The organism is Vibrio sp. SCSIO 43140, from assembly GCF_023716585.1.
GTDB lineage: Bacteria > Pseudomonadota > Gammaproteobacteria > Enterobacterales > Vibrionaceae > Vibrio > Vibrio maritimus_B.
Genome location: NZ_CP071850.1, coordinates 1,360,483 through 1,386,820, shown reverse-complemented (window position 1 = coordinate 1,386,820; position 26,338 = coordinate 1,360,483). Strand labels below are relative to the sequence as shown.

The 26,338-nt window shown below is 45.6% G+C and carries 19 protein-coding genes and 3 pseudogenes; 15 read left to right on the top strand and 7 right to left on the bottom strand.

Going from position 1 to position 26,338, the window contains the following annotated elements:
* The first annotated feature begins 49 nt into the window (after positions 1-49).
* The 3 genes from J4N45_RS06520 to J4N45_RS06510 all read left to right on the top strand — a co-directional run bounded on the left by J4N45_RS06520 (position 50) and on the right by J4N45_RS06510 (position 3,589).
* Entirely contained in the window at positions 50-643 is a 594-nt protein-coding gene (locus tag J4N45_RS06520) for a CoA pyrophosphatase (RefSeq protein WP_252014185.1), read from the top strand.
* Positions 644-872: 229 nt separating this feature from the next.
* Entirely contained in the window at positions 873-2,123 is a 1,251-nt protein-coding gene (locus J4N45_RS06515) for an aromatic amino acid transport family protein (RefSeq protein ID WP_252014184.1), read from the top strand.
* A gap of 104 nt (positions 2,124-2,227) precedes the next feature.
* Positions 2,228-3,589 carry an L-serine ammonia-lyase gene (locus J4N45_RS06510; RefSeq protein ID WP_252014183.1) on the top strand — a complete coding sequence of 454 codons (1,362 nt, stop codon included), beginning with the start codon at positions 2,228-2,230 and terminating at the stop codon, positions 3,587-3,589.
* 54 nt (positions 3,590-3,643) lie between these two features.
* On the opposite strand, the gene J4N45_RS06505 is transcribed toward J4N45_RS06510, so the two are convergent.
* The 3 genes from J4N45_RS06505 to J4N45_RS06495 are packed head-to-tail and all read right to left on the bottom strand — an operon-like array spanning position 3,644 to position 6,358.
* Entirely contained in the window at positions 3,644-4,777 is a 1,134-nt protein-coding gene (locus J4N45_RS06505; RefSeq protein ID WP_252014182.1) for a hypothetical protein, read from the bottom strand.
* A gap of 4 nt (positions 4,778-4,781) precedes the next feature.
* Positions 4,782-5,774: a glycosyltransferase family 2 protein gene (locus tag J4N45_RS06500; protein ID WP_252014181.1), complete on the bottom strand. Its 993-nt coding sequence runs from the start codon at positions 5,772-5,774 to the stop codon at positions 4,782-4,784.
* Entirely contained in the window at positions 5,771-6,358 is a 588-nt protein-coding gene (locus J4N45_RS06495; protein WP_252014180.1) for a hypothetical protein, read from the bottom strand. The genes J4N45_RS06500 and J4N45_RS06495 overlap by 4 nt, the downstream gene beginning before the upstream one ends.
* Positions 6,359-6,660: 302 nt before the next feature.
* On the opposite strand from J4N45_RS06495, the gene J4N45_RS06490 reads away from it, so the two are divergent.
* The 6 genes from J4N45_RS06490 to J4N45_RS06465 all read left to right on the top strand — a co-directional run bounded on the left by J4N45_RS06490 (position 6,661) and on the right by J4N45_RS06465 (position 13,674).
* Entirely contained in the window at positions 6,661-8,280 is a 1,620-nt protein-coding gene (locus tag J4N45_RS06490; protein ID WP_252014179.1) for a methyl-accepting chemotaxis protein, read from the top strand.
* A 125-nt stretch (positions 8,281-8,405) separates the two neighbouring features.
* Positions 8,406-9,806: an asparagine--tRNA ligase gene (gene asnS / locus J4N45_RS06485; RefSeq protein ID WP_042498832.1), complete on the top strand. Its 1,401-nt coding sequence runs from the start codon at positions 8,406-8,408 to the stop codon at positions 9,804-9,806.
* A gap of 166 nt (positions 9,807-9,972) precedes the next feature.
* On the top strand, positions 9,973-11,361 hold the full coding sequence (locus tag J4N45_RS06480) for an efflux RND transporter periplasmic adaptor subunit (protein ID WP_252014178.1): 1,389 nt from the start codon (positions 9,973-9,975) through the stop codon (positions 11,359-11,361).
* Positions 11,361-12,065 (top strand): ABC transporter ATP-binding protein, encoded by a 705-nt coding sequence (locus J4N45_RS06475; RefSeq protein ID WP_252014177.1) that lies wholly within the window; start codon positions 11,361-11,363, stop codon positions 12,063-12,065. The genes J4N45_RS06480 and J4N45_RS06475 overlap by 1 nt, the downstream gene beginning before the upstream one ends.
* Entirely contained in the window at positions 12,062-13,288 is a 1,227-nt protein-coding gene (locus J4N45_RS06470; RefSeq protein ID WP_252014176.1) for an ABC transporter permease, read from the top strand. Before J4N45_RS06475 ends, J4N45_RS06470 begins: the two co-directional genes overlap by 4 nt.
* A 77-nt stretch (positions 13,289-13,365) precedes the next feature.
* Complete coding sequence (locus J4N45_RS06465; protein WP_128649628.1) at positions 13,366-13,674, top strand: hypothetical protein; 309 nt, start codon at positions 13,366-13,368, stop codon at positions 13,672-13,674.
* A gap of 57 nt (positions 13,675-13,731) precedes the next feature.
* On the opposite strand, the gene J4N45_RS06460 is transcribed toward J4N45_RS06465, so the two are convergent.
* Positions 13,732-16,056, bottom strand: coding sequence for a glycerophosphodiester phosphodiesterase family protein (locus J4N45_RS06460; RefSeq protein ID WP_252014175.1), 2,325 nt, complete (start codon positions 16,054-16,056; stop codon positions 13,732-13,734).
* Between the two features lie 230 nt (positions 16,057-16,286).
* On the opposite strand from J4N45_RS06460, the pseudogene J4N45_RS27250 reads away from it, so the two are divergent.
* Both J4N45_RS27250 and J4N45_RS06455 read left to right on the top strand, forming a co-directional pair.
* Positions 16,287-16,442: pseudogene (locus J4N45_RS27250) on the top strand (DeoR family transcriptional regulator); the annotation flags it as partial.
* A gap of 6 nt (positions 16,443-16,448) precedes the next feature.
* Positions 16,449-17,117: a DeoR/GlpR family DNA-binding transcription regulator gene (locus J4N45_RS06455; protein ID WP_252014174.1), complete on the top strand. Its 669-nt coding sequence runs from the start codon at positions 16,449-16,451 to the stop codon at positions 17,115-17,117.
* 38 nt (positions 17,118-17,155) lie between these two features.
* Here the strand turns inward: J4N45_RS06455 and J4N45_RS06450 are convergent, their stop codons facing one another.
* Complete coding sequence (locus tag J4N45_RS06450; RefSeq protein WP_286036900.1) at positions 17,156-18,841, bottom strand: polysaccharide lyase family 7 protein; 1,686 nt, start codon at positions 18,839-18,841, stop codon at positions 17,156-17,158.
* A gap of 544 nt (positions 18,842-19,385) precedes the next feature.
* Between J4N45_RS06450 and J4N45_RS06440 the strand changes: the two genes are divergently transcribed.
* From J4N45_RS06440 to J4N45_RS06430, 3 genes are all read left to right on the top strand, one after another.
* Positions 19,386-20,576 (top strand): amino acid aminotransferase, encoded by a 1,191-nt coding sequence (locus J4N45_RS06440; protein ID WP_252014173.1) that lies wholly within the window; start codon positions 19,386-19,388, stop codon positions 20,574-20,576.
* 99 nt (positions 20,577-20,675) lie between these two features.
* Entirely contained in the window at positions 20,676-22,565 is a 1,890-nt protein-coding gene (locus J4N45_RS06435; protein WP_252014172.1) for a putative nucleotidyltransferase substrate binding domain-containing protein, read from the top strand.
* 8 nt (positions 22,566-22,573) lie between these two features.
* Entirely contained in the window at positions 22,574-23,290 is a 717-nt protein-coding gene (locus tag J4N45_RS06430) for a 3'-5' exonuclease (protein WP_234496097.1), read from the top strand.
* A 122-nt stretch (positions 23,291-23,412) separates the two neighbouring features.
* Here J4N45_RS06430 and J4N45_RS27335 read toward each other — a convergent pair.
* Positions 23,413-24,582: pseudogene (locus J4N45_RS27335) on the bottom strand (methyl-accepting chemotaxis protein); the annotation flags it as partial.
* Positions 24,568-25,239 (bottom strand): annotated as a pseudogene (locus J4N45_RS27330) (PDC sensor domain-containing protein); the annotation flags it as partial. The pseudogenes J4N45_RS27330 and J4N45_RS27335, both read right to left, overlap by 15 nt.
* Positions 25,240-25,670: 431 nt before the next feature.
* Between J4N45_RS27330 and J4N45_RS06420 the strand changes: the two are divergent.
* Positions 25,671-26,300: a CatB-related O-acetyltransferase gene (locus J4N45_RS06420; RefSeq protein WP_252014171.1), complete on the top strand. Its 630-nt coding sequence runs from the start codon at positions 25,671-25,673 to the stop codon at positions 26,298-26,300.
* The last annotated feature ends 38 nt before the right edge of the window (positions 26,301-26,338 follow it).

The window sequence follows — 26,338 nt, the reverse complement described above, 5'->3', positions numbered from 1 at the left end:
CTGGAGCTTCGAGATTTTTGTGTCCAAGGTCTAGTAGTAGTGAGTTCTTATGACCAAAACCGATTTTTTAGCACGCTTTCAGCTTCTTCAGACTAAGGATTATCACAAGGATACAAAACAAAGAACTGCAAGCGTCGATAGACGCTCACTTCGAGAGGCTAGTGTACTGATCGGCTTAGTTGAACGTGAGAGTAGACTTCACGTCATACTGACGAAACGAGCTAGCCACTTGAAGCATCATCCCGGTCAAATAAGCTTCCCCGGGGGAAAAGTCGAACCTACGGACGATAGCCCGGCATTTACTGCTATTCGTGAAACTGAAGAAGAGATCGGTGTAACTCACGATCACCTTTCGATCATTGGTAACCTTCCAAAACTTGTGACCGTTACCGCTTTTCACGTCACACCCGTGCTAGCTTTTGTCGATGCAAACTACCGGCCTAAAATCGATACCAATGAAGTCGACTATCTTTTTGAGGTCCCTCTTGAGTTTTTAGCTTCTCCTGCGAATCTGTCTTCTGTTGCTTTTCGTATTCAAGGTAAGCGACATCGTGTTCTGTCTATACCTTATAAAGAACATTTTATTTGGGGTGTCACCGCTCAAATCATCGAAAACTTACAAACTCAATTATTGTTAAACTAATTACTCTAATTTCAGCCAAACGTTTGCCCTTCTTTCGCATTATTTTTTCTAATCCCTAAACGCAACTCAACTTATCAGTAGCACACAAAAAACGTGACTAAAATAACGAAAACATTCGTGCTATTTATATCCCCATCAAAATCATGACCTAGATCTAGTTTTTACCTGCAATTTACGTGCAATATTGCCGCCGACTTATTTCCTGTTCCCAAAAAATGAGTATTAACCTATGACTACCACAACTACTGCGGCAGCGAGCCGCTCTTCGTCTAAGTGGACCTACAAAGATTTCACTTGGGCCCTTTCTCTCTTCGGTACGGCTGTTGGTGCTGGCGTACTTTTCCTTCCAATCAAAGCAGGTGCTGGCGGTTTCTGGCCATTAGTAATCCTAGCCCTAATTGCAGCACCAATGACGTGGTTTGCGCACAAGAGCTTAGCGCGTTTTGTTCTTTCTGCTAAAAACCCAGATGCGGATATCACGGACACTGTTGAAGAACATTTTGGTAAAGCGGGTGCAAACCTTATTACCTTCGCTTACTTTTTCGCTATTTATCCAATTGTTCTTATCTACGGTGTAGGTATCACGAACACAGTGGACTCATTCCTAGTAAACCAAATGGGGATGGAATCCATTCCTCGTTGGCTACTATCTGGCTGTCTGATTGGTGCAATGACATGTGGCGTTGTGTTCGGTAAAGAGCTCATGCTAAAAGCGACGTCAGCGATGGTTTACCCATTGGTGTTCATCCTATTAGCACTGTCCGTATACCTGATTCCAGACTGGAACACTTCAATGATGAGCGTAAGCCCAGACTGGGGTTCAATGCCTGCTATTATCTGGCTTGCTATCCCTATCATCGTGTTCTCATTTAACCACAGCCCAATCATTTCTCAGTTCTCCAAAGAGCAACGTCGTGTTTACGGTGAGGAAGCAGTTAAGAAGACTGATATGATTACTGGCGGCGCGGCAATGATGCTGATGGGCTTTGTTATGTTCTTCGTATTCTCGGTAGTACTTTCTCTATCTCCAGAGCAGCTTTCTATCGCGCAAGAACAAAACATCTCTGTACTGTCTTACCTTGCAAACGTTCACGAGTCTCCTCTTATTTCTATCCTAGGCCCTGTTGTTGCGTTCGCTGCGATCACTTCAAGCTACTTTGGCCACTTCCTAGGTGCTCACGAAGGTCTTGTAGGTCTTGGTAAATCACGCTCTAAAGCACCTATCGGTAAGATTGAGAAAGCGTCTTTGGTGTTCATCGTAGTGACGACTTGGATCGTTGCAATCATCAACCCAAGCATCCTAGGTATGATTGAAACTATGGGTGCACCAATGATTGCTGCAATCCTATTCTTGATGCCTGTTTACGCAATGAAGAAAGTACCAGCAATGGAGAAGTACAAAACTTCTGCACCTGTACAAATCTTTACAGCAATCTGTGGTGTTGCAGCGATTACTTCGGTAATCTACGGCGCTTTTTAATTGACGCTGTCAATTGAACATCTCGATTAAACCGTATCTCGATACACAATAACGATAATTTAAGCCCCTATCATGTTTAGGGGCTTTTCTAGAGGCAAATCAGTATGATCAGTGTTTTTGATATCTACAAAATTGGTGTTGGTCCTTCAAGCTCACACACCGTTGGTCCGATGAAAGCTGGTAAAGAGTTCATCGACGACCTACGTACTATGGGTAAGCTAAGAGACATCACCAAGATCACTGTAGATGTTTATGGATCACTATCGCTGACAGGGAAAGGTCACCACACAGATATTGCTATCATCATGGGCTTGGCAGGTAACTCGCCAGAGAAAGTCGACATCGACTCAATCCCAGGATTCATAGCTCGCGTTGAAGAAACTGAACGTCTACCGGTTGGCATGCATTGCCATACGGTTTCATTCCCACGCGAAGGCGGAATGAACTTCCATACTACCAACTTGGAACTGCACGAAAACGGCATGCAGATCCACGCTTGGATCGACGAAGAGTTGGCTTACTCAAAAACTTACTACTCTATCGGTGGTGGTTTTATCGTTGACGAAGAGAACTTTGGAAAAGAAGAAATCTCTGCACTCAAAGCGCCTTATGAGTTTAATTCAGCTGAAGAGCTCGTTAATCTATGTAAGGACAATGGCCTATCGATTAGTACACTTGTGATGGCAAATGAGCATGCGATCCACTCAGATGAAGAGGCGCGCACTTACTTTGCTAACATTTGGCGTACCATGCGTGAGTGTATGGAACGTGGTATGAACACTGAAGGTATTCTGCCAGGTCCACTGCGCGTACCGCGTCGTGCTGCAGCGCTTCGCCAGCAACTTATCACATCAGAGAAAACGACGACTGACCCAATGTCGGTTGTTGACTGGGTTAACATGTTTGCTTTCGCAGTAAACGAAGAAAATGCTGCAGGCGGTCGTGTTGTAACAGCACCAACTAATGGTGCGTGCGGAATTATCCCAGCAGTTCTTGCTTACTACGACAAGTTCATCCAAACCGTGACTGAGAAGGACTATATCCGCTTCTTCGCAGCGTCTGGTGCGATTGGTGGACTGTACAAGCAAAATGCGTCTATCTCTGGCGCTGAAGTAGGCTGCCAAGGTGAAGTTGGTGTTGCATGTTCTATGGCTGCTGCTGGTCTTGCTGAGCTTATGGGCGGTAGTCCAGAGCAAGTGTGTATGGCGGCTGAAATCGCAATGGAACATAACCTAGGCCTAACGTGTGACCCAGTTGCCGGTCAGGTACAAGTACCATGCATCGAACGCAACGGCATTGCTGCAGTAAAAGCGATCAACTCAACTCGTATGGCACTGCGCCGAGCTTCGGCTCCTCGCGTATCTCTCGACAAAGTCATCGAAACTATGCTTGAAACTGGCAAAGACATGAACGCTAAATACCGCGAAACTTCTCAAGGTGGTTTGGCAATCAAGGTTGTATGCTAATTGTCGTTAGTCTACTTATTAAAAACCGAAGCCAAGGCTTCGGTTTTTTGTTTTTTAAACAGTGAAAAATACGTTTGAATAAAACCCTATCGCAAAAAACGTTGAGAGCACAGATCCTGCCAGCAATGTTGGCATTCGGGCTCTAGGGTATTTGTCCAAAAGCAGAATTATTGCAAGATAGGTAGGATACAAGCCGAAGATGTATCTCGGCATAGCGTTAACTCCTGATGAAAGAGGAATTAACAGATTAATAAGCATGAACACAGCTTCCGCGTATCGCTTTTTAGCAAATAGATACCCGTTAAGAGCAAACCCCATCAGCGATACGATGACTAGATAAAGTTTCGCACCACCTGTTTCCACGCCATAAACTAACCACTCAAGAGGGTTGCTCACCACCCTACCCCACGCGATCTGAATATGGCCAAATGCGAGTGCATCTCCCATATGGAAGTGCAAATACATCATGTAGGTAAAGAAGCCTAGTGGAATGAGCCAGATAGCTCCGATGACTGACAGAGCGTTATCTTTTAGCCGATAAAAGCTACTTGCTCCATACGCTTGTACACCGAATATCAGCACTGAAAACACCAACATCACACCTAAATTGCGAGTGATCGCGGCAACAAGACCTAACAGTCCTACCAACCACCAGTTTTGACGATAACACGTGATAAACACCCCACTTATTACAGCAATATAGAGTGGCTCTGAATATCCAGAGAGGGCGTAGACCCCGTATGGCGAGAAGCACATAAGCCAGATAGCGACTTCTTGCATCTCTTCGCGAATAGAAAGCTGTTTAAGCGCCTTCAGAAAAACGACAATGCTAATTACAAACGTTAGGTTTGAAACTAAGATCAACGCTAAGTTGGTATCTCCCACCAGCCAAGACATCCATTTTCCTAAATAGGGAGAGACAGGCATAAATGCCCAGTTAGCGGCATTGCCTCCTTTCATGTATGTTGGCACTAACGCGTAGCCATCGTCGGCGATGCGCTGAAACCACATACAATCAAAACGACAGATTTGCTTCCAAAGATCTAGATTAGCGACTGTCTCTGGATTGTAGGCGTGGGTACCAATTAAACCCGTTCCATATAACACGACTCGGCTTACCAATACCGCCACAATAATCAGCATCCACTGCTGTTTGCTGATCGCAAGGCAAGGTTTGTTGTTTTCCATCGTATTAGCCCGCCTTAGAGTTTGTGTGCTGTAGTTGGGAAGCTGATTGGTATTTTCCATATACACCTTCTATGAGATAGATGGGGCGCTGTTTAATTTCTCTATATATTCTGCTGACATACCCGCCGATTACACCAAGCGAAATAAGCTGTATTCCGCCCAAAAACAACACCACGCTGATCGTCGATGCGTAGCCGGGTGTCTTAATACCAAAGAACGTCGCCCCGATGATGATCTTCAACATGAAAAGGAACGCTAGACCCGATATACCGCAGCCAACAAAACCCCAAATGCGCAAAGGCCACGCGGTAAAACTAAAAATACCGTCTACGGCAAAATTCCATAGCTTCCAGTAATTGAACTTAGTTTCACCCGCTGCACGCTCCGGCCGCTCAAATTCAACCCCTGTCGAACGAAATGCCGTCCATGCTAATAGGCCTTTCATGAAACGATTACGCTCAGGAAGCTGGCGAATAGCATCAATCACCGTTCTATCGATAAGACGAAAATCCCCTGCATTCTCTGGGATCTTAGTTTCAGCAGCGATCCAGTTAAAAAAGCGATAAAAGCCACCAGCAGTAATCCGCTTTACCCAAGTATCTTTGGAACGATCCACTCTTACGCCATACACGGTATCCCAGTCACCTGTCTGCCAAAGTTCAATAAACTCAAGAATAAGTTCGGGAGGGTCTTGCAGGTCCACATCCATGATCACACACGCATCACCTTGAACATGATCCAGCCCTGCTGTCATTGCAGACTCTTTACCAAAGTTTCTGGCCAGATTGACTAGGCTCACTCGAGAATCAACCTCGATAACGGACTCGATAATTCGTTTCGTATCATCACTACTGCCATCATTAACAAAGACAATATCTAGCTTATCTTTAATTGAATGAAGGCTCGTTTCTAACGCATCTATAAAGGGCAATATCGACTCTCGCTCGTTATAAACGGGAACCAAAATCGACAACGTATAGTTATTTATATTTTTCATTGAGCTACCTCGGTTATCGAAATTTGATTGACGTTAAGGCTTGCGGGAGTCTCAAACTGTATTTGATGTAGTGCGGCCTCTTTAGAATATTGCGACGCAGGAAGCGTAGCTTCCAACGCATTGAGGTCATGCGGTAGCAACTTCACTTGCTTGTGACCATCGAGGGAGATATACACGGGCTCGGTTATAGAGTGCGTCAACGCTAACTTCACGCGAATGGAATGAGTTGGAGCAGCCCCTAAATTAAAAAATACACTTCCGTTGTGTACTAACTCTCTGCCATGTTGGTCAGGTTTCACAGCCCATCCCTGGCGGCTTAGATAAGGTTGGTTTTCTGAGGTGTCGATGACACCAGAATCTGGCCAAAAGACGTGCGCATTGTCCTTCGCCCAATAGAGTGTTTGCTTATCGATATAATAGGTTCGATAGGCAGTATTGACTTGCGGATGCGCAGCTAAATATAGAACCCACAAATAGTACATCGATAATAGCGCAAGCAAGACGAATATCGCTAAACGATAAACGCCTCTACTCGACACCTTTAGGTTGGTCTCTTCTTTAAGATCAAAACGTTGTGCAGACATGCTCAATAACATTTGGTTACATATGTTATTGGTTTTACTCTTTGCCCACTATCGCTCTGTCAATAGAGGGTCAGAAACTGATTAAGTTTCGGTGACCTTCTTATAATCCACTCGCTACGATTCACTCTTGTTATAACTTGGTAATAAAAGCTTCTGCTGCAGTTTGGATGATTTCTCATAATTGGTTCAGTTTGCACAAAAAACCATGAGCTTTGCGAGGTTTTGCCACAAAATCACTTTCCCGACACCTATTCATTAACTTAATATTCACTCTGTCAGCCCATACAATTAACAATATAATTATGCGACTTACAATAACAAATAAACTCCTACTCGCACTTATTCTGGTTTTTGGCACTGTGGTTATCATTTCCACAACCTATCAATACAACCAACAACGTGATCTTATTTACTCCGTCCTTAGTGAACAATTGCATGATAAAGCGAGCAATTATTTTGATAGCTTAAACATGATGATGATCACCGGTACCATGGCTCAAAAAGAGACGCTACGAAATAAAGCACTCGCCCAAGAGAATATTGAGAACGTTCGCGTCCTTCGCGGTGATGCGGTCAGTAAACTCTATGGTACGGGACTCGACAACCAAATAGCTGTCGATGATATCGACCGCCGCGCCCTAAACGGTGAAACCGTATTAGAACCGTTCAAAGCAGATTGGGGAAATGGCCTTGTTGTTGCACTCCCAATGAAAGCAAGCGCCGATTACCGTGGAACCAACTGTATCGCCTGCCATATGACAGAAGAGGGCGAGGTGCTTGGCGCAATTCGAATTGAATACAATCTTAGCCATGTGAATGGGATGGTGAATAAGCGCACGGCGATTGCCGTCGCTATCATGGCGGCGATCGCGTTCCTTGGTTACCTGTCGACCATTTTTATCGCACGTCGATTTATTGTTGGACCGGTTCAAACAACATCAAAATTTATGACACGTGTGAGCGGCAGTAAAGATCTCTCTATCCGTTTATCACAAAAGCAAAATGACGAAGTGGGTGACTTAACCAACGATATTAACGCTTTCTTGGATACGGTTTCAGAAAGCCTAATAAAGGTTCAAAACACTGCACAGACGGTAAGTAGCAATGCTGACAAGTTGACGGACATCGCCGAGAACAATGAGTCTACCGCTAAGCGCCAGCTTGATGAAACAGCAGCCGTTGAAAGCAATATGCAAATGCTTAAAGAGCAACAAGCCACGGTCAGTGATGCCACGGAGAGGGCCTCTTCGTTGATGCAGGAAACCTGTGAGCTCACACGAGCTAGCAGCATTGAAGCAAAAGGCGCTAGCGACGATATTGAGCTATTAGTTCAAGAGATCACTGAGGTGTCTACCCATATCTCGGAGTTGAATGCGCAAACCGAACAAGTCTCTGCCATTCTCTCGACCATCAAAGGCATTGCCGATCAGACCAACCTACTCGCTCTCAATGCCGCCATTGAAGCAGCACGTGCCGGCGAACAGGGTCGTGGCTTTGCTGTCGTTGCGGACGAAGTTCGATCACTGGCAAGTCGAACGACTGAAGCTACTAACGACATAGAAGAGATCATTGCCAAGTTCCAACAAGGCAGTAGCTTCTCCGTTGAGGCGGTCAACAAAGTGTCAGACACTGCTCACCAACGCGCCGACGAAGTTCAAGCACTGGCGAGCAAAATGCAGACGGTCGTTTCGCAAATAGAATCGACCACAGACCTTGCTAGTCAAGTTCAAGAACAGATCCAGGCAAATCGACAAACCAGCGAAAGCGTTGGTGAAAAAACCGCCATCATCACTCAGCATGCGAATGAAACCTCAAGCAGCGCAACGCAGACACATCAAATCAGCATGGACTTACAACAGCTTTCTCATCAGTTGGAGACATTACTTAATCAATTTATGCTTAATAACCACAATAAAGGTTGAACCATGAAAATTGACAGGTAATATGTGCCTTTGAAAAGAAATTTAGTAGCAACCCAATGAGTTGACTAATTATTGGTCAATAATCATTGGGTTGTATTGTTACCTCCATGGAGAAGATTAATAACATGACTTACGCGCCTGTAACTGACGTACTAAGCGGTAAGCTAGCTGTTGACAGTGAAGTAACTGTTCGCGGCTGGATCCGTTCGCGTCGTGATTCCAAAGCTGGAATCTCTTTCCTTGCCATCTACGACGGCTCTTGTTTCGACCCGATTCAGGCCGTGGTCCCAAATAATCTAAATAATTACGAAGAAGAAGTTCTAAAACTGACTACTGGTTGTTCAGTAGAAGTAACGGGCAAAATCGTAGAATCTCCAGCAAAAGGTCAAGACTTTGAGCTTGCAGCAACTGACGTTAAGGTTGTTGGTTGGGTTGAAGACGCAGACACTTACCCAATGGCTAAGACTCGTCACTCAATCGAATACCTACGTGAAGTAGCGCACCTTCGTCCGCGTACTAACGTGATTGGTGCGGTTGCGCGTGTTCGTAACTGTCTATCTCAAGCGATTCACCGCTTCTACCACGAGCAAGGTTTCTTCTGGACTTCTGCACCACTTATCACAGCGTCTGACGCTGAAGGTGCAGGCGAAATGTTCCGCGTGTCTACTCTAGACCTAGAAAACCTACCTCGCACTGAAAAAGGCGATGTGGATTTCAACGAAGACTTCTTCGGTAAAGAGACTTTCCTAACGGTATCAGGTCAGCTAAACGCAGAAGCTTACGCTTGTGCGCTAAGCAAGGTTTACACCTTTGGTCCGACGTTCCGTGCAGAAAACTCAAACACCAGCCGCCACCTAGCGGAATTCTGGATGGTTGAGCCTGAAGTCGCATTCGCAGACCTAGAAGACGTGGCTAAGCTTGCTGAAGACATGCTTAAGTATGTATTTAAAGCAGTACTAGCAGAGCGTCGCGATGACCTTGAGTTCTTTGCTCAACGCATCGACAAGCAAGCGATCACTCGTCTAGAGCAGTTCGTAGATGCTGACTTTGCACAAGTTGACTACACGGACGCAATCCAAATCCTTCTAGATTCTGGTCGTGAGTTCGAATTCCCAGTTGAATGGGGTATCGACATGTCTTCTGAGCACGAGCGTTACCTAGCGGAAGAACACTTCAAAGCACCAGTAATCGTTAAGAACTACCCGAAAGACATCAAGGCATTCTACATGCGCTTGAACGACGACGGTAAAACAGTTGCGGCAATGGACGTACTAGCACCTGGTATCGGTGAAATCATCGGTGGTGCACAGCGTGAAGAGCGTCTAGACATTCTAGATGACCGCATGCGCGCGATGAACATCGATCCAGAGCACATGAACTGGTACCGCGACCTACGTCGTTACGGCACCGTACCTCACGCAGGCTTCGGTCTTGGTTTTGAGCGTCTAGTGTCTTACGTAACTGGCATGGGCAACGTTCGTGACGTTATCCCATTCCCACGTACACCGCGTAGTGCGAACTTCTAATAGACTCTATCTATTCCCTAAAGCCGCTCTTTATGAGCGGCTTTTTTTATCCTTCAAGGTGCTCTCCCCTGCCTCTCAACTTTGTGTAAAGCTCTGTAAATTCAGTCCACTATTCTCTATCGCTTGATATCGTTGTACTTGTATTACAATAACTAAGGCATGGAAGATGAATCGTACAATTCGAAACACGGTCATATCGTTATCTATTGCAGCAGTGGCGTCAGTCGCTATCTACCAAACTTATCCCGTTTTTTGGGAAGCGCAAAGCAAGCCAGCACAGTCGTACAAAACTGAATCAGTATCGATCGGCGATATCAGCAATACAGTGAGTGCAACTGGCACCTTAGCCGCTGTCGATGATGTTGTCGTCGGTGCCCAGCTATCTGGGCAAGTTATCAAAGTCTATGCCGACTTCAACGATAGTGTTGAGGAAGGACAACTGCTCGCCAAATTGGATCCCGCCTCTTTCGCCGCTCAAGTCGACCAAGCACAAGCCCTTGCCGATAAAAGTGCCTCCGATCTTAAATCACAAGAACTAAGAATCGAACGCGCAAAGTTAGACTACCATCGCTCGGTTCGTGAACTTAATAGAGCTAAAGAATTGTATGCCCAGAAAAATGTCTCTGAAGATTCTATTGACGTACTGGAGACCACCAGCCGGCTTCTCAATATTGACTGGCAACAAGCTATCGTAGAGAGGGACATACTCAAAGCGACTCATGACGCTAACATCGCGAGTCTTGCTCAAGCGAAGATTCAATTAGAGCGCACCGATATACGCGCTCCTATAAGCGGCTTTGTTATTAACCGAACGATCGAAGCCGGTCAGACAGTTGCTTCTAGCTACAACACGCCAGAATTATTTACGATCGCACGCGATCTGTCTGAAATGGAAATAGAAGCCTACATCGATGAGTCCGATATTGGTCTTATTAAGGAAGGACAACAAGTCTCCTTCGGTGTCGATGCATTTACCGACAGAGAATTTAGAGGCCACGTGCGACAAATACGTAAAGCACCACAAGATAACTCCGGTGTCGTCAGCTATGTCGTAGTAATTGAAACCCCTAACCCTCGAGGCATGTTACTCCCAGGAATGACCGCTAACTTAGAAGTCTCTATTGAGAATTTGAGGGATGTTCAAAGGGTCAGCAACGCAGCGGTTCGTATCGCGAGTCGCTACGAGGTATCCAATAGCAATCAGCAGAAAGGACCACTAGCGCGGCTTAAATACCTCAACCTGACGCCTGACCAAGAACGCCAGATCCAACAATCTATGCCAAACCGAGACGCTTCAGGATCACACAACGCTGATCGTCAGCAACGTCAAATGATGTCAAAACGATTAGCCGAAGTACTGACTAAAGAACAGCGTGCACTACAAAAGCAGATACGAGATGGCAAGATCAAAATGGGTCCGTTGCTTTTGCTGCGTAACAATCAAATTGAGACCGTGTACGCACAACTCGGAGTGGCAGATGACAAATATACCGCTATTATCCATCCCGATCTAAGTAATGAAGTCGTGGTTACCCAATATCGTGGGGGCAACTGATGACTATCGCTATTGAATGTAAATCCATCAGTCATAGTTTTCCGACCGGGGCAGATCGATTCCAAGTTCTCAATGACGTCAGCTTTTCAATCAACAAAGGGGAAATGGTTGCCATCATGGGACCATCAGGAAGCGGAAAGTCGACTTTAATGAATATGATTGGTTGCCTTATGACTCCGGAAACTGGCGAGATCACCATCCTTGATAATTCCATTCAAAACATGGACAAAAATCAATTAGCGGAAGTACGGAGGGACCACATAGGTTTTGTCTTTCAGCAATTTAATCTCCTTGCCCGAACATCAGCCGTCGACAATGTCAAAATGCCCCTCATGTATTTTGACGACCCTATTAAAGATGCCAGCACACGAGCTCAGCAATGCTTAGAACTCGTTGGTTTAGGTGACAAGCTAGACTCGCATCCAAATCAGCTCTCAGGGGGGCAGCAGCAACGAGTTGCGATTGCGCGCGCGCTGGTTAATCAACCAGATATATTGTTAGCAGATGAGCCGACGGGCGCGCTGGACAGCAAGACGGGCGAAGAGATAGTCGAACTATTCCACCACCTCAATCAACAAGGGCAGACCATTATTATCATCACACACGATGACGAAGTGGCCTCCCAAGCTCAGCGAATTCTCAGAATTCGAGATGGTAAACTCATCGCTGACCTATCTAGTCATGAGTCTAAGGGGGCTGCATGATACTAATATCAACAGCTCTTCTCTCACTGAGGCGAAACCTACTTCGCTCTATTCTCACTACGTTGGGCATTATAATTGGTATTAGCGCTGTGGTGATCATGTTTGCATTGGGTGAAGGTGCTCAACGTGAAGTGGAACAGCAAATAGAAAGCCTAGGTTCAAACCTATTAATGGTCCGCCCTGGATCCATAAAATCTGGTGGAGCTTCACAAGCTGTAGGAGCCAGCAATCGCCTTACTATGAGCGATGTCGCGATTATTAAAAGCGAAATCCCTGAAGCGATCGCTGTTGGGGGTTCCGTCAATAATCAAGCTCAAGTCGTTTGGGGCAATCAAAACTGGAGTACTTCTGTATACGGAACAGATACTGACTACCTCGTAGCGTCAAACTGGGAAATGAGCCACGGTGAAGCCTTCGAGGACAGCGACGTGCGACGTGGAGCAAAAGTTGCTCTCATTGGTCATACCGTGGCCAGCGAGCTATTTGGCAACGTTGAATCAGCACTAGGTGAAACGATCCGTATTAACAAAATTCCGCTTTCGATTTCAGGTGTGCTTGCGTCGAAAGGACAAGACATGCGAGGGCAAGATCAAGATGACATCGTGATTATCCCAATCACGACCGCAAATCGAAAAGTGATTGGCCGCAATAATGGTAAATCGGACCAAATTAAACGCATCACTATCTCGGTCGGAAACAAAGATGATATGGATTTTGTGGCTGACGAAGTAGAACGCTTGCTGATTCAAAAACATCGTATCCCCGCGAATCAAGTTAGTCCATTTAAGATAATGAACCTTACCGCAATGATGAATACTCGGGCAGAAGCCAACAAAGTGTTCTCATTGTTACTATCTGGTGTGGCAGGCGTATCATTACTCGTAGGCGGCATTGGAGTAATGAACATTATGCTGGTGAGCGTAACGGAGCGAACCCGTGAGATTGGACTTCGAATGGCGGTAGGTGCAAAACCCAAACACATCATGAGCCAGTTCCTTATAGAGAGCGTAGTACTGTGCCTAGTTGGAGCCTTGCTCGGTATCATTATTTCTCTGCTTGTGATTGCCGCGCTTCAATACGGCTTGGGTTGGCAGCTTATTGTTTCGCCGATGATCATTGTACTAAGCATCTCGGCTACTGCCTTTATTGGCATTGGGTTCGGATTTTACCCAGCCTATAAAGCATCGAGGCTTGATCCCATAGAGGCGCTTCGTTTCGAATAGTAGCGTCTACTTGGGTGTACCACGTTTTAAAAATAGAGCTACATTTAAGTAATCTCCCCTGAGTTGAGGACAGTAAGATGGCTAAATTTTCAAACAGTGATATCGACTACCATGGTGAGTCCAACGGTGTTCACAAATGGGAAACAAAAAGCGGTCAACCCTATTATTGGCACCCAGACTGGCTGCACGTTGCAGAAGATGAAACCGGCCAACGCGTTAAGCAAGCGATTAGTGTTGGCAGCAGTGAAGAAATCACTAAAGAGCACGCCGCCAGTGCGATTTTGAAACACCTTAACGACTGGGCAAAGAGCAAATTTGACCAAAACCCTGACATCGAAACACAAGCCGTTGAGTCAGAGCACGAGCTAAAAGGATTTGATAAATGAGCTTTACTTGAACAGAAAAACCGCATCCAACATGTATTGTTGAATGCGGTTTTTTGTTTAGTTTACAGTGACTGTAACAGGCGTTGAGTAGATGAAGTAAGACTCACCCGTATCCAAATGATGTTGGTACATTGCCAGCACCTCTGCTTGCCCTGAGTTAAGGAAGACTAACTCCCCATCTTCATTTTGTTCGTAATCCACACTGCTTGAAGTCACGAGGAAGTTAACAGCAATAGCCGCTTGCTCACCACCTTTCTGGTCTCTAAGCAGAACATCGAGAGCTAGCGATTGCTCAACATCTACATTTATATCCGAAGTAGGCACCGATACAGACACCATCTTTTCACTGGACCACTGAGCATAATCGGTAGTCAGTCCATGGATACCCATCGCATAGTGCTTATTCTGATCTTCCTTATTGCGATACGTCCAAGGCCAGAGAGTCATGCCACGATGCTTAGCAATGCCGATAGTCTCCGCAGATAAATTAGCGTAGGACGGATTATACGTGGTTGATAACGGCTGAACCTTCTTAAGCATTTGAAGTAGCGTCGCTTCTGAATCTCTGCCTTCACTGTGTGAAGTCAGTAATCCAACAGGAATTGTCGGCATGATCTCAGCCATTCTTTGCGTCTGCTGTTCGTTGAAAGTAATCACGATGAGTTGATCTGCTACATCATATTCCTCGGTAAGCTTTGCAATCTCATCTACTATTAGCGGATTTGAACTCTTGATCTCAAGGAAATGCGTCATCTCTTCGCCTTTAAACTCCTCGAAGAACTCAGCCAAAGTGGGTACTTTCATCGCAGTTGGCGTTGCACCATCAAGATCTAATATACTGAGTGCCCGTAACTCTTCTAGTGTCATCTCCTCGACTTTACCTGTTCCATCCGTCGTTCTGTCAACCGTTGTGTCATGCATGACGACGACATGGTTGTCCGCAGAGAGATAAACGTCATACTCATTACCGTCAACACCCAATTCAAGCGCTTTGATTGCACCTTCTAAAGTATTTTCAGGCACCAATGAAGGGACGCCGCGATGACCTATAATAAGAGGTTTGCGAATCAATGAGTTTGAAGGAAACTTACCCATCAATTCGGCAAGCACATCAGTGTGTGCCGTCACTAGGCCATGAGCTCCCGTTGTCAACAGGCTCGCCATAGAGCTTACTCCGTCATGTTCAACCCACACCGTAAGCAAGCGACGCTGCAGATAGTCCATTAGCTCTGCAGTCACTTCTGATTGCGGCAAGACCACTATTCGAGATTTAGATGCTGTGACTCTAGAAACAAGGCCATGCCATGCACTGATGTCGGAGCCAACGTCTTCTGCTAGCACTTTCATCGCTGAACGAATGTTACCGTTTCTATCTCTTAGTTCGGTGAGCTGTGTATGCTCAGTGGAAACAAAAGTAAGGTCGACGGCCTTATAGCTCTCAAGAACCGCTGTCAGCTTATCTAGAGCCACATCATTAGCGAGTTCAAGCACTGGGATAATACTGAGCTCAGCAGCCAACAGCTGCTCGAGCGATGACAAGTACTCACCATCTTGAGAGTACACCCCCAGAGAGCTATCAAGTTTCAAGTATGCATTCGACCCGTTGAAATAATTTAAGCTATCAAGTGAGCTAAAGTCAGTACCGATAACACTTGGTGCCATCGCAATCTCAGTTTCTGGCTCATCAACCGAATAGATTTGCTCAAGTTTAGGCAGTGTTTCTGTTTGTTCGGTAATTTTGACATCTTGGATTTTCAGTACTGAGCCCGCCGCCTGAAAACCAATATTTCCCATTACTGGTAAGATTGCATTGTCATGAAGTAGTTGACCATTGAGTTTCTGTTGAACACGGTCACCATGAGTAATGATCTCAACCGTATAGATTTGCTCAGGATCGATATCTTGATTAAACGCGCTAGTATCAAGAATCGTCCATTCATTTTGATAGCGGGCGGCAAGTTCAGTGCCGTTATTGCTCGTTGCAGCTTGGCGTATCGCCATCTGATAATAAGGGTCTGAGCCAAGGATACGGTACTTGAAGCCAGCCCAACGCGAGCTGTTGTTCGCCTCAGGAATGGTAAAATTCACAGTAACTTTGTAGTTACCATATCCAGACAGCTCTTGCGGCAGTTCAACGGCCGTCGCTGTGTAGTTATCAACCGTACCATCGACGTAGAGATACCCGTCCTTTACATAGGCTTCACCAAGGTTAGTGACAAGGTCCCATCCCTCTGGTAGCTGACCGTTTTCAACGTTAGTAAAGTTTTCCTCTAAGATGACGTTAACGCCTTCCTCGGGAATGATCGTATTGTCATTGTCATCACCGCATCCTGCTAGTGACACTGTTGCCACTAAGCCAAATACCAATCTATAGCTGTTCATTAGCTGCCTCCTGTATTAGATGGAGAAATGCTATTGACCAGAGATGAATGCAAGCTTTCAGTAGCATGAACCTTAAATGAGATAAAACGTGTTTTTGTTCATTCGAACATTGTCTATTTTACAATCATTTACAACATAGTTCGCTTGTCTAACAAGACCGGTTACACCCGTTTCATATTTGAGCTTTATATTCACTTGAGTTTCATTTGAACTTATTCCGAGATTTTGACATGAAAAGGAAGCAGAGAATTCTTCAACTATTGCAAACAAAAGGGACACTCAAAACGTGTGATATCTCCGAGCTATTTAACGTCACTCCTCAAACCGTTTGCCGGGACATTAATGCGCTGTGTGTCGAAGGAAAAGCTAGACGAATTCACGGGGGAGTTACATTGCCCGCTACTGCTGACAATTGCCATTTCAATCAACGCGCGCAAAGCAACTCAAGTGGAAAGTTAGCGGCGGCTAGAGTTGCGGCTAAGTTGGTTACGCAAGGGCAAACTGTTTTCTTCGGTTATGGCTCAACGATCGCACTCGTTGCCAGCAAGATAGAACCAGCGCTCCGCTTCAAAGCGATAACCAATAATCTCGATGTTGCGACTGCATTAGAGAACAGTAATGCCGAAGTTTGGCTTGCTGGCGGGCTAGTACGGAATAGACAGCGCGATGTTACCGGGTATAGCACTGCCAACTTCTTGAACAGCTTTCGCGCGGATATCGCTTTTTGTGGAATAGGGTCCATCAATGACCGTGGAGATTTGTTGGAGTTTCACTATGAAGAGGCCGAGCTTACCCGCTTAATCCTGAGCAATTCTAAACAGCGAGTTATTGTTGCTGACCAAACGAAACTAGAACGTCACGCCTCGGTTTTTTGTAGCAAAATCATAGATATTGATACGCTTGTAATTGACGATGCGCCAGCCAACCTAGCGCAGCTTTGTCGCTTAAATTCGGTAAGACTTATGCCAGCAAATGAAAAGAACAGCGAAATCGCTGCGCAATCCTCCGAATCAGAGATTCACTTCAAAGGGTTTGAAGGTTCAGGTGGATTAGATAGTTAAGTGAAAGGCCTAACTACTTAAGTTAGGCCTTTAACATTTTACTGATGTGATACCCAGAAATCATACACAACTACTTCACCATAGTTGTCAGGGTCATCGGTATACGACCCTTCTTTCTCAGGATTACTTTGGGTATAGTTACCAACCTTAAAGTAAGCTTCGCCGTAGTCGAGATCCATCAACACAGTGCTACTGCCATCTTTCACTAAGTACTGACTTGCATTACCCGACGCATAAGCGCTTCCAAGGTTGCCGTCTTCACTGTAATAAACGTAGTGCTTACCATCGATAACCTCGAACATCACTTCATGAATCGTTCCTAGCGAGTAGTTCGTTTTAATGGTCAAGTCATCACGTAACACGCCGCCATTGAACGATAAGAATAGATGAGAGCCCTCTAGACGAAGTACCAAAGAATCATCAATACCAGCTTCTTTATTTCCGTGGATCTGAGTCGCAACTAGATGATCTTTGACTATCGGAAGGTGAGTAATGGCTTGCTTAGCGTAAACTACATGCTTACCTGTCGTTGTCCAATAGATATCGGAACTACCATCTGCCTCTCGTTCTCGAAGCTCTGATCGGATATAGCTTGAGTTAGGCGTCGTACCGTTATTCGAACGAACCGGCGCTCTAAACACTATGCCGTTACGATCATCATTGACGTAGAAATACTCATTACTCTCCTGATACAACGTCTTGTCTTCTGTACCATCAGGATAGGTAATCTTCCATTGATTGTAGTTACTCATCAAATCAGATGGATACTCGGCGTTACCTACAGGCTCACCACCTCCAGAGCCGGTACCACCATAAATCTCAACTTCGTTGATATTTGTCCATTCAGTACCAGCCGTGTTACTAAATGTTTTGATACGTATCTGCTGTGCTGAGATATCAGTGATATCAAAGACTTCGAATCCATCTACGCTACCGCTACTAACATCATCAAACACCTTAGTCCAAGTGCCACTTGTACCTGGGCGGGCATAGATTTCAAATGTATATGCTCTTGAGTCCCCTTGCCCCCAAGCAATACCTACTTCAGATACATCACTGGTTTCTTGGAGTTGAATAGTCAGATTCACAGGTGAACCTAACGCAGCCCAACGAGAACTCCACGCTGTGCTGCCATCAATTGCGTTGGTTGCTGGATAACTACCATGACCTGTCCCGTCATCAAAAGCAGTGTCAATTGCGAGCTTATTGCCTGACGTGCTATCTATGTTGTTCAACACCCACTGTTGATTGACGTTGCTATCACTGGAATCCCAGAGATAAAGAAGTTGCCCTTCTGCAGCACCGCCATTTCCATCAATGGAATAGCCCGTTGCATTCCGCTTTTGAAATCGATATATCTCTGTACCGCTGACAACTTTGATCTTTTGCCAGTGTTGGTTGTAATCGCTCGCATTACAGGTTTGCAAAGTCACTGCTTGTCGCTGCGCACCACCGTCCCCGCCATCCCAACATAAGTTAGTATCTTTCTTTTTGTATGAATAATAACCGTCACCATGATTAATTTGAACCCACTGCTGATTCGTATTAGTCGTGTTAGTTCCCCATAAGTAGAGTTGCTGCCCCTCCTGGGCACCACCGTTACCGTCTATTGAAAAGTCAGTACCATTTTTCTCCATTACGAAAGTAGCAGCGCTGGCAGAAACACCTAAAAATCCAGTAATTACAGTTGCTAACGTCAAAAAACGGAAAGTCTTCGGTCTCATGTCATCTCCTGAATAATATTCCATTATGTAACAAGTTGAGGGACCCAGTTTCCATCCTGTACAACACTAACCACTAAATAGTCCAAGGATCTAGCTGAGTTATTTTTGTATTACAATATCAACATTAGCAAATATATTTATATGCCACTTCGGCATATATAACAAGATGTGATCTAGCACATCTAATTCGAGCTTGAATTACCTTAAGACGTGACGGAACTAATAGATTCATGACGATTCCGTTTCGTTTTGCAACATAGAGTGTGGCAGATCTCATGTGAAACCATCGTGATATTAATTTCCATTTCGCTATCCATACACTTTTTCACTTTATCTACTACGAAAGCTCATAAACGTGTGCCCTTTCCATACATAAATACTGAATTACTGCCCTTTTCTGTTTCAAATCAAGATAATTTTTAGTTTTCTTCTTTAATCTGGTTGTCACTGATAGCCTCGAGAGGTATAAATAGGCTGTTGTCACCTAGTAACTGATTCGTTACGAATGGTTTTTCGCCCCCTTCAATTAACATGGATGAAGAATATGTTTGAAAAAGTTGTTGCAGCACCCGCTGACCCTATCCTCGGTCTTACAGAAGAGTTTAAAAAAGACGCTCGCGCTGAGAAGATCAACCTAGGTGTAGGTATCTATAAAAATGAACAAGGTGAGACTCCTGTTCTGGCTACCGTAAAAAAAGCAGAAGCAGCACTTCTAGAAACGGAAAAAACCAAGTCTTATCTGACGATTGAAGGGACGGCTGAGTATGGCCTAGCTGTTCAAAAACTACTATTTGGTGCAGATGCTGAAATCGTAGCTGAAAAGCGCGCAAAAACAGCTCAAGCGCCAGGTGGTACTGGCGCACTTCGCGTAGCGGGTGAGTTTATCAAACGCCAACTTGGTGAAGTGAAAATCTGGATCAGCAACCCAACATGGGCAAACCACAACGGCGTATTTAGCGCTGCTGGCATCGAAACGGCACAATACCGTTACTACGATGCACAAACTAAAGACAAAGACTTTGCTGGCATGGTTGCAGACCTTGAGCAAGCGTCTGCTGGTGATATCGTATTGCTTCACGGCTGCTGCCATAACCCAACAGGTATCGACCCAACTGCAGACGAGTGGGAACAACTTGCTAAACTTGTGGCTGACAAAGGTCTAGTTCCATTATTCGACTTCGCTTACCAAGGTTTTGCAAAGGGTGTTGAAGAAGACGCTCAAGGTCTGCGTACTTTCGCTAAGTACAACAAAGAGATCCTTGTAGCGAGCTCATTCTCTAAAAACTTTGGTTTGTACAATGAGCGTGTGGGTGCGTTTACACTCGTTGCTGAGACAGAAGAGATCGCTACGACGGCTTTCTCTCAAGTGAAGAGCATCATCCGCTCTATCTACTCAAACCCGCCAGCGCACGGCTCTGCGGTTGTTACCTATATTCTAAACGATGCAGCACTGCGCGCAGAATGGGAACAAGAAGTCGCTGAAATGCGCGATCGTATTCAAGAAATGCGTGAGCTATTCGTGGCAACACTGAAAGCAGAAGGCGTAGACGCAGACTTTAGCTTCATCGAGCGCCAAAACGGCATGTTCTCTTTCTCTGGCTTGAGCAAAGAGCAAGTAAATCGCCTGAAAGAAGAGTTTGGTATTTACATCGTAGGTTCAGGTCGCATCAGCGTTGCAGGTATGACTAAGTCGAACATGGGACCACTATGTAAAGGTATCGCTGCGATACTTTAATCTCCAAATATCAAAATATTAACTCAAAGGTCAGCGCAAGCTGACCTTTTTGGTTTCAGCGTGTAGTATTAACAGATACTCCATTTGATAAGGCTCGTCATGGACGCTGAACTGATTGAAATCCAGAACTTTCTGGCCTCCCATCCCCCTTTCGATGAACTCCCTGAAGAAACGCTGATACACGTCTCACAACAAATAGAGATTGGTTACTATCGCGAAGACACCCCCATCATTCATTTTGGCGATGACATTCAAGACCTTTACATGGTTCGCAGTGGTGTTGTCGAGATTTATCGACGCAAAGGCGAGCTCTATAACCGAATTGATGAAGGCGATTTATTCGGTCAAATGGGTCTTCTAACCAATAACAAGGTGCGCTTCCCCGCCAAAGCGGTTGAAGACACCTTAGTGTACTGCATCCCTGAGGAAGTGTTTCAGGAGCTTTATGATGGCTTCGACTCATTCGCGGACTTTGTTGAAGTCGAAGATACCGTTCGATTGAGACAAACTGTATCGAACAATGAAAACACCAACGACCTAACCACCTCCAAAGTTCGAACACTGCTGACTCGCGATGCACCGACTATTGAACGCAGCAGTACTATTCAGAGCGCCGCTCGCCTCATGGCAGATGAGCAGGTGTCGTCGCTGCTTATTATCGATCCCGAAATCGTAGAGAACGACGAGGAAGATACGTCCCCAGTTGTCGGTATTATTACTGACCGTGACCTATGTACGCGCGTGCTAGCAGAAAGCTTGGACCCACAAGATGAAGTCTCTACGGTTATGTCCACGGACGTCATCTCTCTTGACCACAATGCGTATGTGTACGAAGCGATGCTCACCATGCTCCGTTACAATGTGCATCATCTTCCAGTACTTAAGAACAAGAAACCTCTTGGGATTATTGAGACGACCGATATCGTTCGCTATGAGTCTCAAAACTCTCTCTTACTCGTAAGTAGTATCTTCCAGCAGCAGTCTGTTGAAGAACTGAAAGCGCTGTCTGACCAAATTCGAGATAGCTTTGTTCGTTTGGTCAATGAAGACGCTAATGCCCATATGGTGGGCACAGCCATGTCGGTGATTGGCAGAAGTTTCAAGCAACGTATCATCGAGTTAGCAGAAGAAGAGTTAGGGCAGGCACCTATCCCTTATTGTTTCTTAGCGCTAGGTTCGATGGGACGAGACGAGCAGCTCGTGGTTACAGACCAAGATAACGCGATCATCCTTGATGACAGCTTCGATAAAGAGAAACACGGTAAATACTTCGAGGCTTTTTCTAAGTTCATTTGCGATGGACTCGCCGATTGCGGATACACCTACTGTACTGGCGACATCATGGCAACGAACCCTGAATGGCGAATGACCCGTAAAGAGTGGGAAGCATGCTTTGCCGATTGGATAGACGATCCAAATCCTAAAGCGCTGCTCAATGCCTCGATATTCTTCGACCTCGATGGCGTCTACGGAAAACTAAAATGGGCAGAGCAGCTCAATAGCTTTATCGTCAGACGAGCAAGACGCAATAACCGTTTCTTGGCCTGCTTAGCTCGCAATGCACTAAACCGCAAACCACCACTCGGATTCTTTAAAGACTTCGTAATGGAAAAAGATGGCCAACACAATAACTCCATCAACCTAAAACGCCGCGGTACTGCGCCTCTTGTTGACCTTATTCGTGTGCATGCACTTGCGGTTGGCTCTCGGTCAACCAACTCGTTTGAACGTCTTGATGACATTCACGAGGCGGGTATCCTTCCCAAAGGACGTGCGCGAGATCTGAAAGACGCACTCGAGTTTATTTCCATGGTGCGCATCGCTCACCAAGCTCAAGACGTAGAGTTAGGCATCGAACCAGACAACAATGTCGAGCCGGAGAATCTATCAGACTTTGAAAGACGGAATTTGAAAGACGCTTTCCAGATTCTGAGTAATGGTCAGAATTTCCTTAAGTTCCGATATCAAGCAAGCAACAACTTTAAGTAGGCCCTATGATAAAAAAACTACTCAAAGTACCAGCGGTGCAATGGAACAATAAGTTTGACGTTCTGAGTGAACGTTCAAAAGACTCGAGGCTCCAAGCTTTCTATTCGGCAGGATTACCACATGCAGATACACCGCTGCGTGAGGTGCCTTTCGTGGCGCTCGATTTTGAAACAACCGGATTGAATCCAGAGAAGGATGGCATTTTGTCGATTGGCTTAGTGCCTTTTACTCTCTCTCGAATCAAACTTAATCAAGCTGCCCATTGGACTGTTAGACCAAAAGCCAAGCTGGAAGAAGAGTCCGTTGTCATACACGGGATTACGCACAACGATCTTATTGATGCCCCTACTCTTAACGAGATCCTTGAAGATGTGCTCAACGCACTCGCAGGCAAAGTGATTGTTGTCCACTACCGTCCTATTGAGCGCGGATTTTTGAACTGTGCTCTGAAGAAGATGCTTGGTGAAGGCATTGAGTTTCCCGTCGTGGATACCATGCAAATTGAGTCAGACTATCAAGATAAGCTGACGGCAGGCCTGCTAAACAAGCTAAAAGGAAAGCGCGCGGACTCTGTTCGCTTGGGTCAAACACGTCGACGCTACGGACTACCTGATTATCCGCCGCATCATGCACTGATGGATGCCGTGGCAACCGCTGAACTGCTACAAGCACAAATGGCTTATCACGGGAGTGAAGGAGCTGTATTGGGAGAGTATTGGTTGTAAGGGTACTTCCAAGCGATGTGACGATAGAAAAATTCGCTTCTGGTTCTCCCCCTAAATTAGGGGGAGTTAGAGGGGGTATTATTCGACGAAGGCACCGCGATTAAGTAGTCAAATTATGCGCCCTAGATCTTAAAGCGACCAATCTCACTTTCAAGCTTCTGAGACAAATCAGACAGCTCTACCGCTTGCTGCGCTGCTTCTTGCGCTTCTTCTGCTAACTCGTCCGATACATCACGAATGCCTTGCGTATTGCGAGTGATCTCAGAGGTCACAGACGCTTGCTCTTCAGCCGCTGTTGCGATTTGTGCGGCCATATCACTGATCTGCTCTACGGCTGCATGGATTTGTGTCAGGCTTGCAGCTGCACTGTTCGCATCATCCACACTGGTTTCCGCCAGACCACGACTATCACCCATAATACCCACTGCTTTCGCTGTCGTCGCCTGCAGGGTCTCAATCGTGCTTTGGATCTCTTGTGTCGACGCATGTGTACGCTGACTCAATACGCGAACTTCATCAGCAACGACTGCAAAACCTCGCCCTTGTTCACCCGCGCGAGCTGCTTCAATAGCTGCATTAAGTGCTAGCAAGTTTGTCTGCTCGGCAATGTCTTGGATGGTTGATAGGATAGTGTTGATGCTATTGCCATGAATCTCAAGCTCTTGAATGACAGACGTCGCCACGTCTACTTCCGCTGCTAGATTCTGAATTGAGCTTTGAGTTTGAGATACTTGACCCGCACCATGCGTACTTGCACCAACCGCTTCGGAGGAATTTGAAGCCGTCATATCGGCATTGTTTGCAATCTCTTGAGTCGCAGCAGCCATCTCGTTGATCGCTGTTGCGACCATGTTGATCTCATCTTGCTGGGTTTGAATACGCTGGCTTCTAACGCGAGCATGGGTTGCGGTGTCTTTGGCTTGATCCGAAAGTGCAACAGACACGTCTTTCAAATGCATAACGGTTTCATGCATGTAGCTCACGAAGGTGTTAAAGTTGCGAGCTAACTGCCCTACTTCATCTTTACTGCGCGGCTCTAGGCGCTGTGTTAAGTCACCTTCACCCGAAGCAATTTCTTTCAATGCTTTCGACACACGGGCAAGTTCGTTGACAAGGAAGCTCATTAGCCACGATGCGATAATTGCGACGAACACCAAGACAATCACAGAGGTGATGATCAACTGTGTCAGTGCGGTTTTATGACCCGCTAGCTCGGTTTCTTTGTCCAACTCAATCGCAAATACCCAGTTAGTGCCCGGAACCTGAGAAAAGAACATCAGCTTTTCTGAGCCACTGAGTGTAACGTCAAGAATGGAGCGATCAGCCACTTTCTGTTGAATGGTTTGGGTATTAAAGTTTTGCCCCAATGCCGTCACAGGCTTAAGAAGCAATGACTTGTTCGGGTGTGCTAGGAATGTGCCATTGGTCAAGTCAATAAGCATTGCGCTCGCATTCTTACCAACGTTAAGACTAATAACATCATCAACCAACTGGTCAATGAGCACATCGGCACCAACGATACCAGCCAGACGACCATTCGTTCTTACTGGTTCAGCGATGGTCACCAACAACGCGTTGGTGATTGCGTCTTGATACGCTTCGGTGATGATTTGCTTGTTCGCTGCTTTTGCATCTTGGTACCAAGGACGAGTTCTAGGGTCATAATCCGCACGATTGCGCTCAGGGTGTGAGCGATGCATTTCACCGCTTGGTGTGCCAAAGAAGATATCATCAAAACCACCAGCAATTCGGGCTTGTTGAAGGTAAGGTACTTTATCTTGCTCACCGGCAAAACCATTGAAGGCACTGGCGATCTTAGTTCGAATATCTACCCAGTTTTTAATGCCTTCCACTGCAGCATAAGAAACATTGTGGGCACGTGCATTAATCGCAGCATTGGTTTGAGAGGATAATTGGTTGGCAGCGAGTATAGTTAAAGCGACTGCCATAAGAACAACTGCGCTTAAGGTCGCAGCAATTAGCTTTTGTCGTAATGATAAGTTCATAAATTATTATTCTGTTATTTATAGGATTGGAGCGCCATTCAGTGTAATTATGAATATTTGAAAGGCGGCTGAATAATATACATATTCGACCACAAAATCGAGAGCCAATATATTGACTTAGTTGAATAAAAACGCGTCACAATATTGACCATTTCAAAGACTAAATCAATGGTTTCATATATGATTGGTTGATTATTAAGCCGACACAATTATACTCGGCGAAATTACTACTTTCTTGAGACGCCGATATGCAAGTCTGCTGTATTCAACTCGCTCTACCGGTCGTCGTCATCGCGTATCTTAAACGACCTTTTATTCACTAGCTGTTCAGTTTGCCTAAACATTCAAATTAAACGCAAATTGGAGACATTAATGTGAATAACAAACATTGGACTCGTTTTGAGCTACTGCATCAAACCGTCAAAAACAAGAATATCCACATCAAAGGTACGCACAGCTACTACAGTGATGCCTATGATGATGGCTTTGAAAGCTCTGTCGTGCGTTACTTGCACGGCGACGAGGTAACAAAAGACCGTCAGCCGCGCTGGGCAGTTGATCAGCTCTACATTGGAGACTATGTCTGTATTGGTGCCGAAGCCGTTATCCTAATGGGAGGCAATCACACGCACCGCGTAGACTGGTTCTCTCTCTATCCCTTTATGGACGTGATCGATGAAGCCTATCAATCTAAAGGTGATACGCATATTCAAGATGGCGTCTGGATAGGTATGAGAGCGATGATTATGCCAGGGGTAACTTTAGGAGAAGGCGCAATTGTCGCCGCAAACAGTGTGGTGACGAAAGATGTGCCCGCATACGGGGTTGTTGGTGGTAATCCAGCGAAACTCATCAAGCATCGGTTCGACGATCCAACCATTAAACGTCTTTTAAAGCTTAATATCTATTCTTGGAGCTCAGATAAGTTTGAAGCGCTAAAGCCATTGATATGCGCCTCTGACATCGATGCGCTGGAGAAAGCAAGCCACACCTTCAAAGGATAAAAAAAAGAGCGGTCAATGACCGCTCTTTTTCAAACTGC

Bases quoted from the DNA above. Each gene is read 5' to 3' on its own strand.
- J4N45_RS06520 (WP_252014185.1), top strand. From the start codon at position 50: ATGACCAAAACCGATTTTTTAGCACGCTTTCAGCTTCTTCAGACTAAG.
- J4N45_RS06515 (WP_252014184.1), top strand. From the start codon at position 873: ATGACTACCACAACTACTGCGGCAGCGAGCCGCTCTTCGTCTAAGTGG.
- J4N45_RS06510 (WP_252014183.1), top strand. From the start codon at position 2,228: ATGATCAGTGTTTTTGATATCTACAAAATTGGTGTTGGTCCTTCAAGC.
- J4N45_RS06505 (WP_252014182.1), bottom strand. From the start codon at position 4,777: ATGGAAAACAACAAACCTTGCCTTGCGATCAGCAAACAGCAGTGGATG.
- J4N45_RS06500 (WP_252014181.1), bottom strand. From the start codon at position 5,774: ATGAAAAATATAAATAACTATACGTTGTCGATTTTGGTTCCCGTTTAT.
- J4N45_RS06495 (WP_252014180.1), bottom strand. From the start codon at position 6,358: ATGTCTGCACAACGTTTTGATCTTAAAGAAGAGACCAACCTAAAGGTG.
- J4N45_RS06490 (WP_252014179.1), top strand. From the start codon at position 6,661: ATGCGACTTACAATAACAAATAAACTCCTACTCGCACTTATTCTGGTT.
- asnS (WP_042498832.1), top strand. From the start codon at position 8,406: ATGACTTACGCGCCTGTAACTGACGTACTAAGCGGTAAGCTAGCTGTT.
- J4N45_RS06480 (WP_252014178.1), top strand. From the start codon at position 9,973: ATGAATCGTACAATTCGAAACACGGTCATATCGTTATCTATTGCAGCA.
- J4N45_RS06475 (WP_252014177.1), top strand. From the start codon at position 11,361: ATGACTATCGCTATTGAATGTAAATCCATCAGTCATAGTTTTCCGACC.
- J4N45_RS06470 (WP_252014176.1), top strand. From the start codon at position 12,062: ATGATACTAATATCAACAGCTCTTCTCTCACTGAGGCGAAACCTACTT.
- J4N45_RS06465 (WP_128649628.1), top strand. From the start codon at position 13,366: ATGGCTAAATTTTCAAACAGTGATATCGACTACCATGGTGAGTCCAAC.
- J4N45_RS06460 (WP_252014175.1), bottom strand. From the start codon at position 16,056: ATGAACAGCTATAGATTGGTATTTGGCTTAGTGGCAACAGTGTCACTA.
- J4N45_RS06450 (WP_286036900.1), bottom strand. From the start codon at position 18,841: ATGAGACCGAAGACTTTCCGTTTTTTGACGTTAGCAACTGTAATTACT.
- J4N45_RS06440 (WP_252014173.1), top strand. From the start codon at position 19,386: ATGTTTGAAAAAGTTGTTGCAGCACCCGCTGACCCTATCCTCGGTCTT.
- J4N45_RS06435 (WP_252014172.1), top strand. From the start codon at position 20,676: ATGGACGCTGAACTGATTGAAATCCAGAACTTTCTGGCCTCCCATCCC.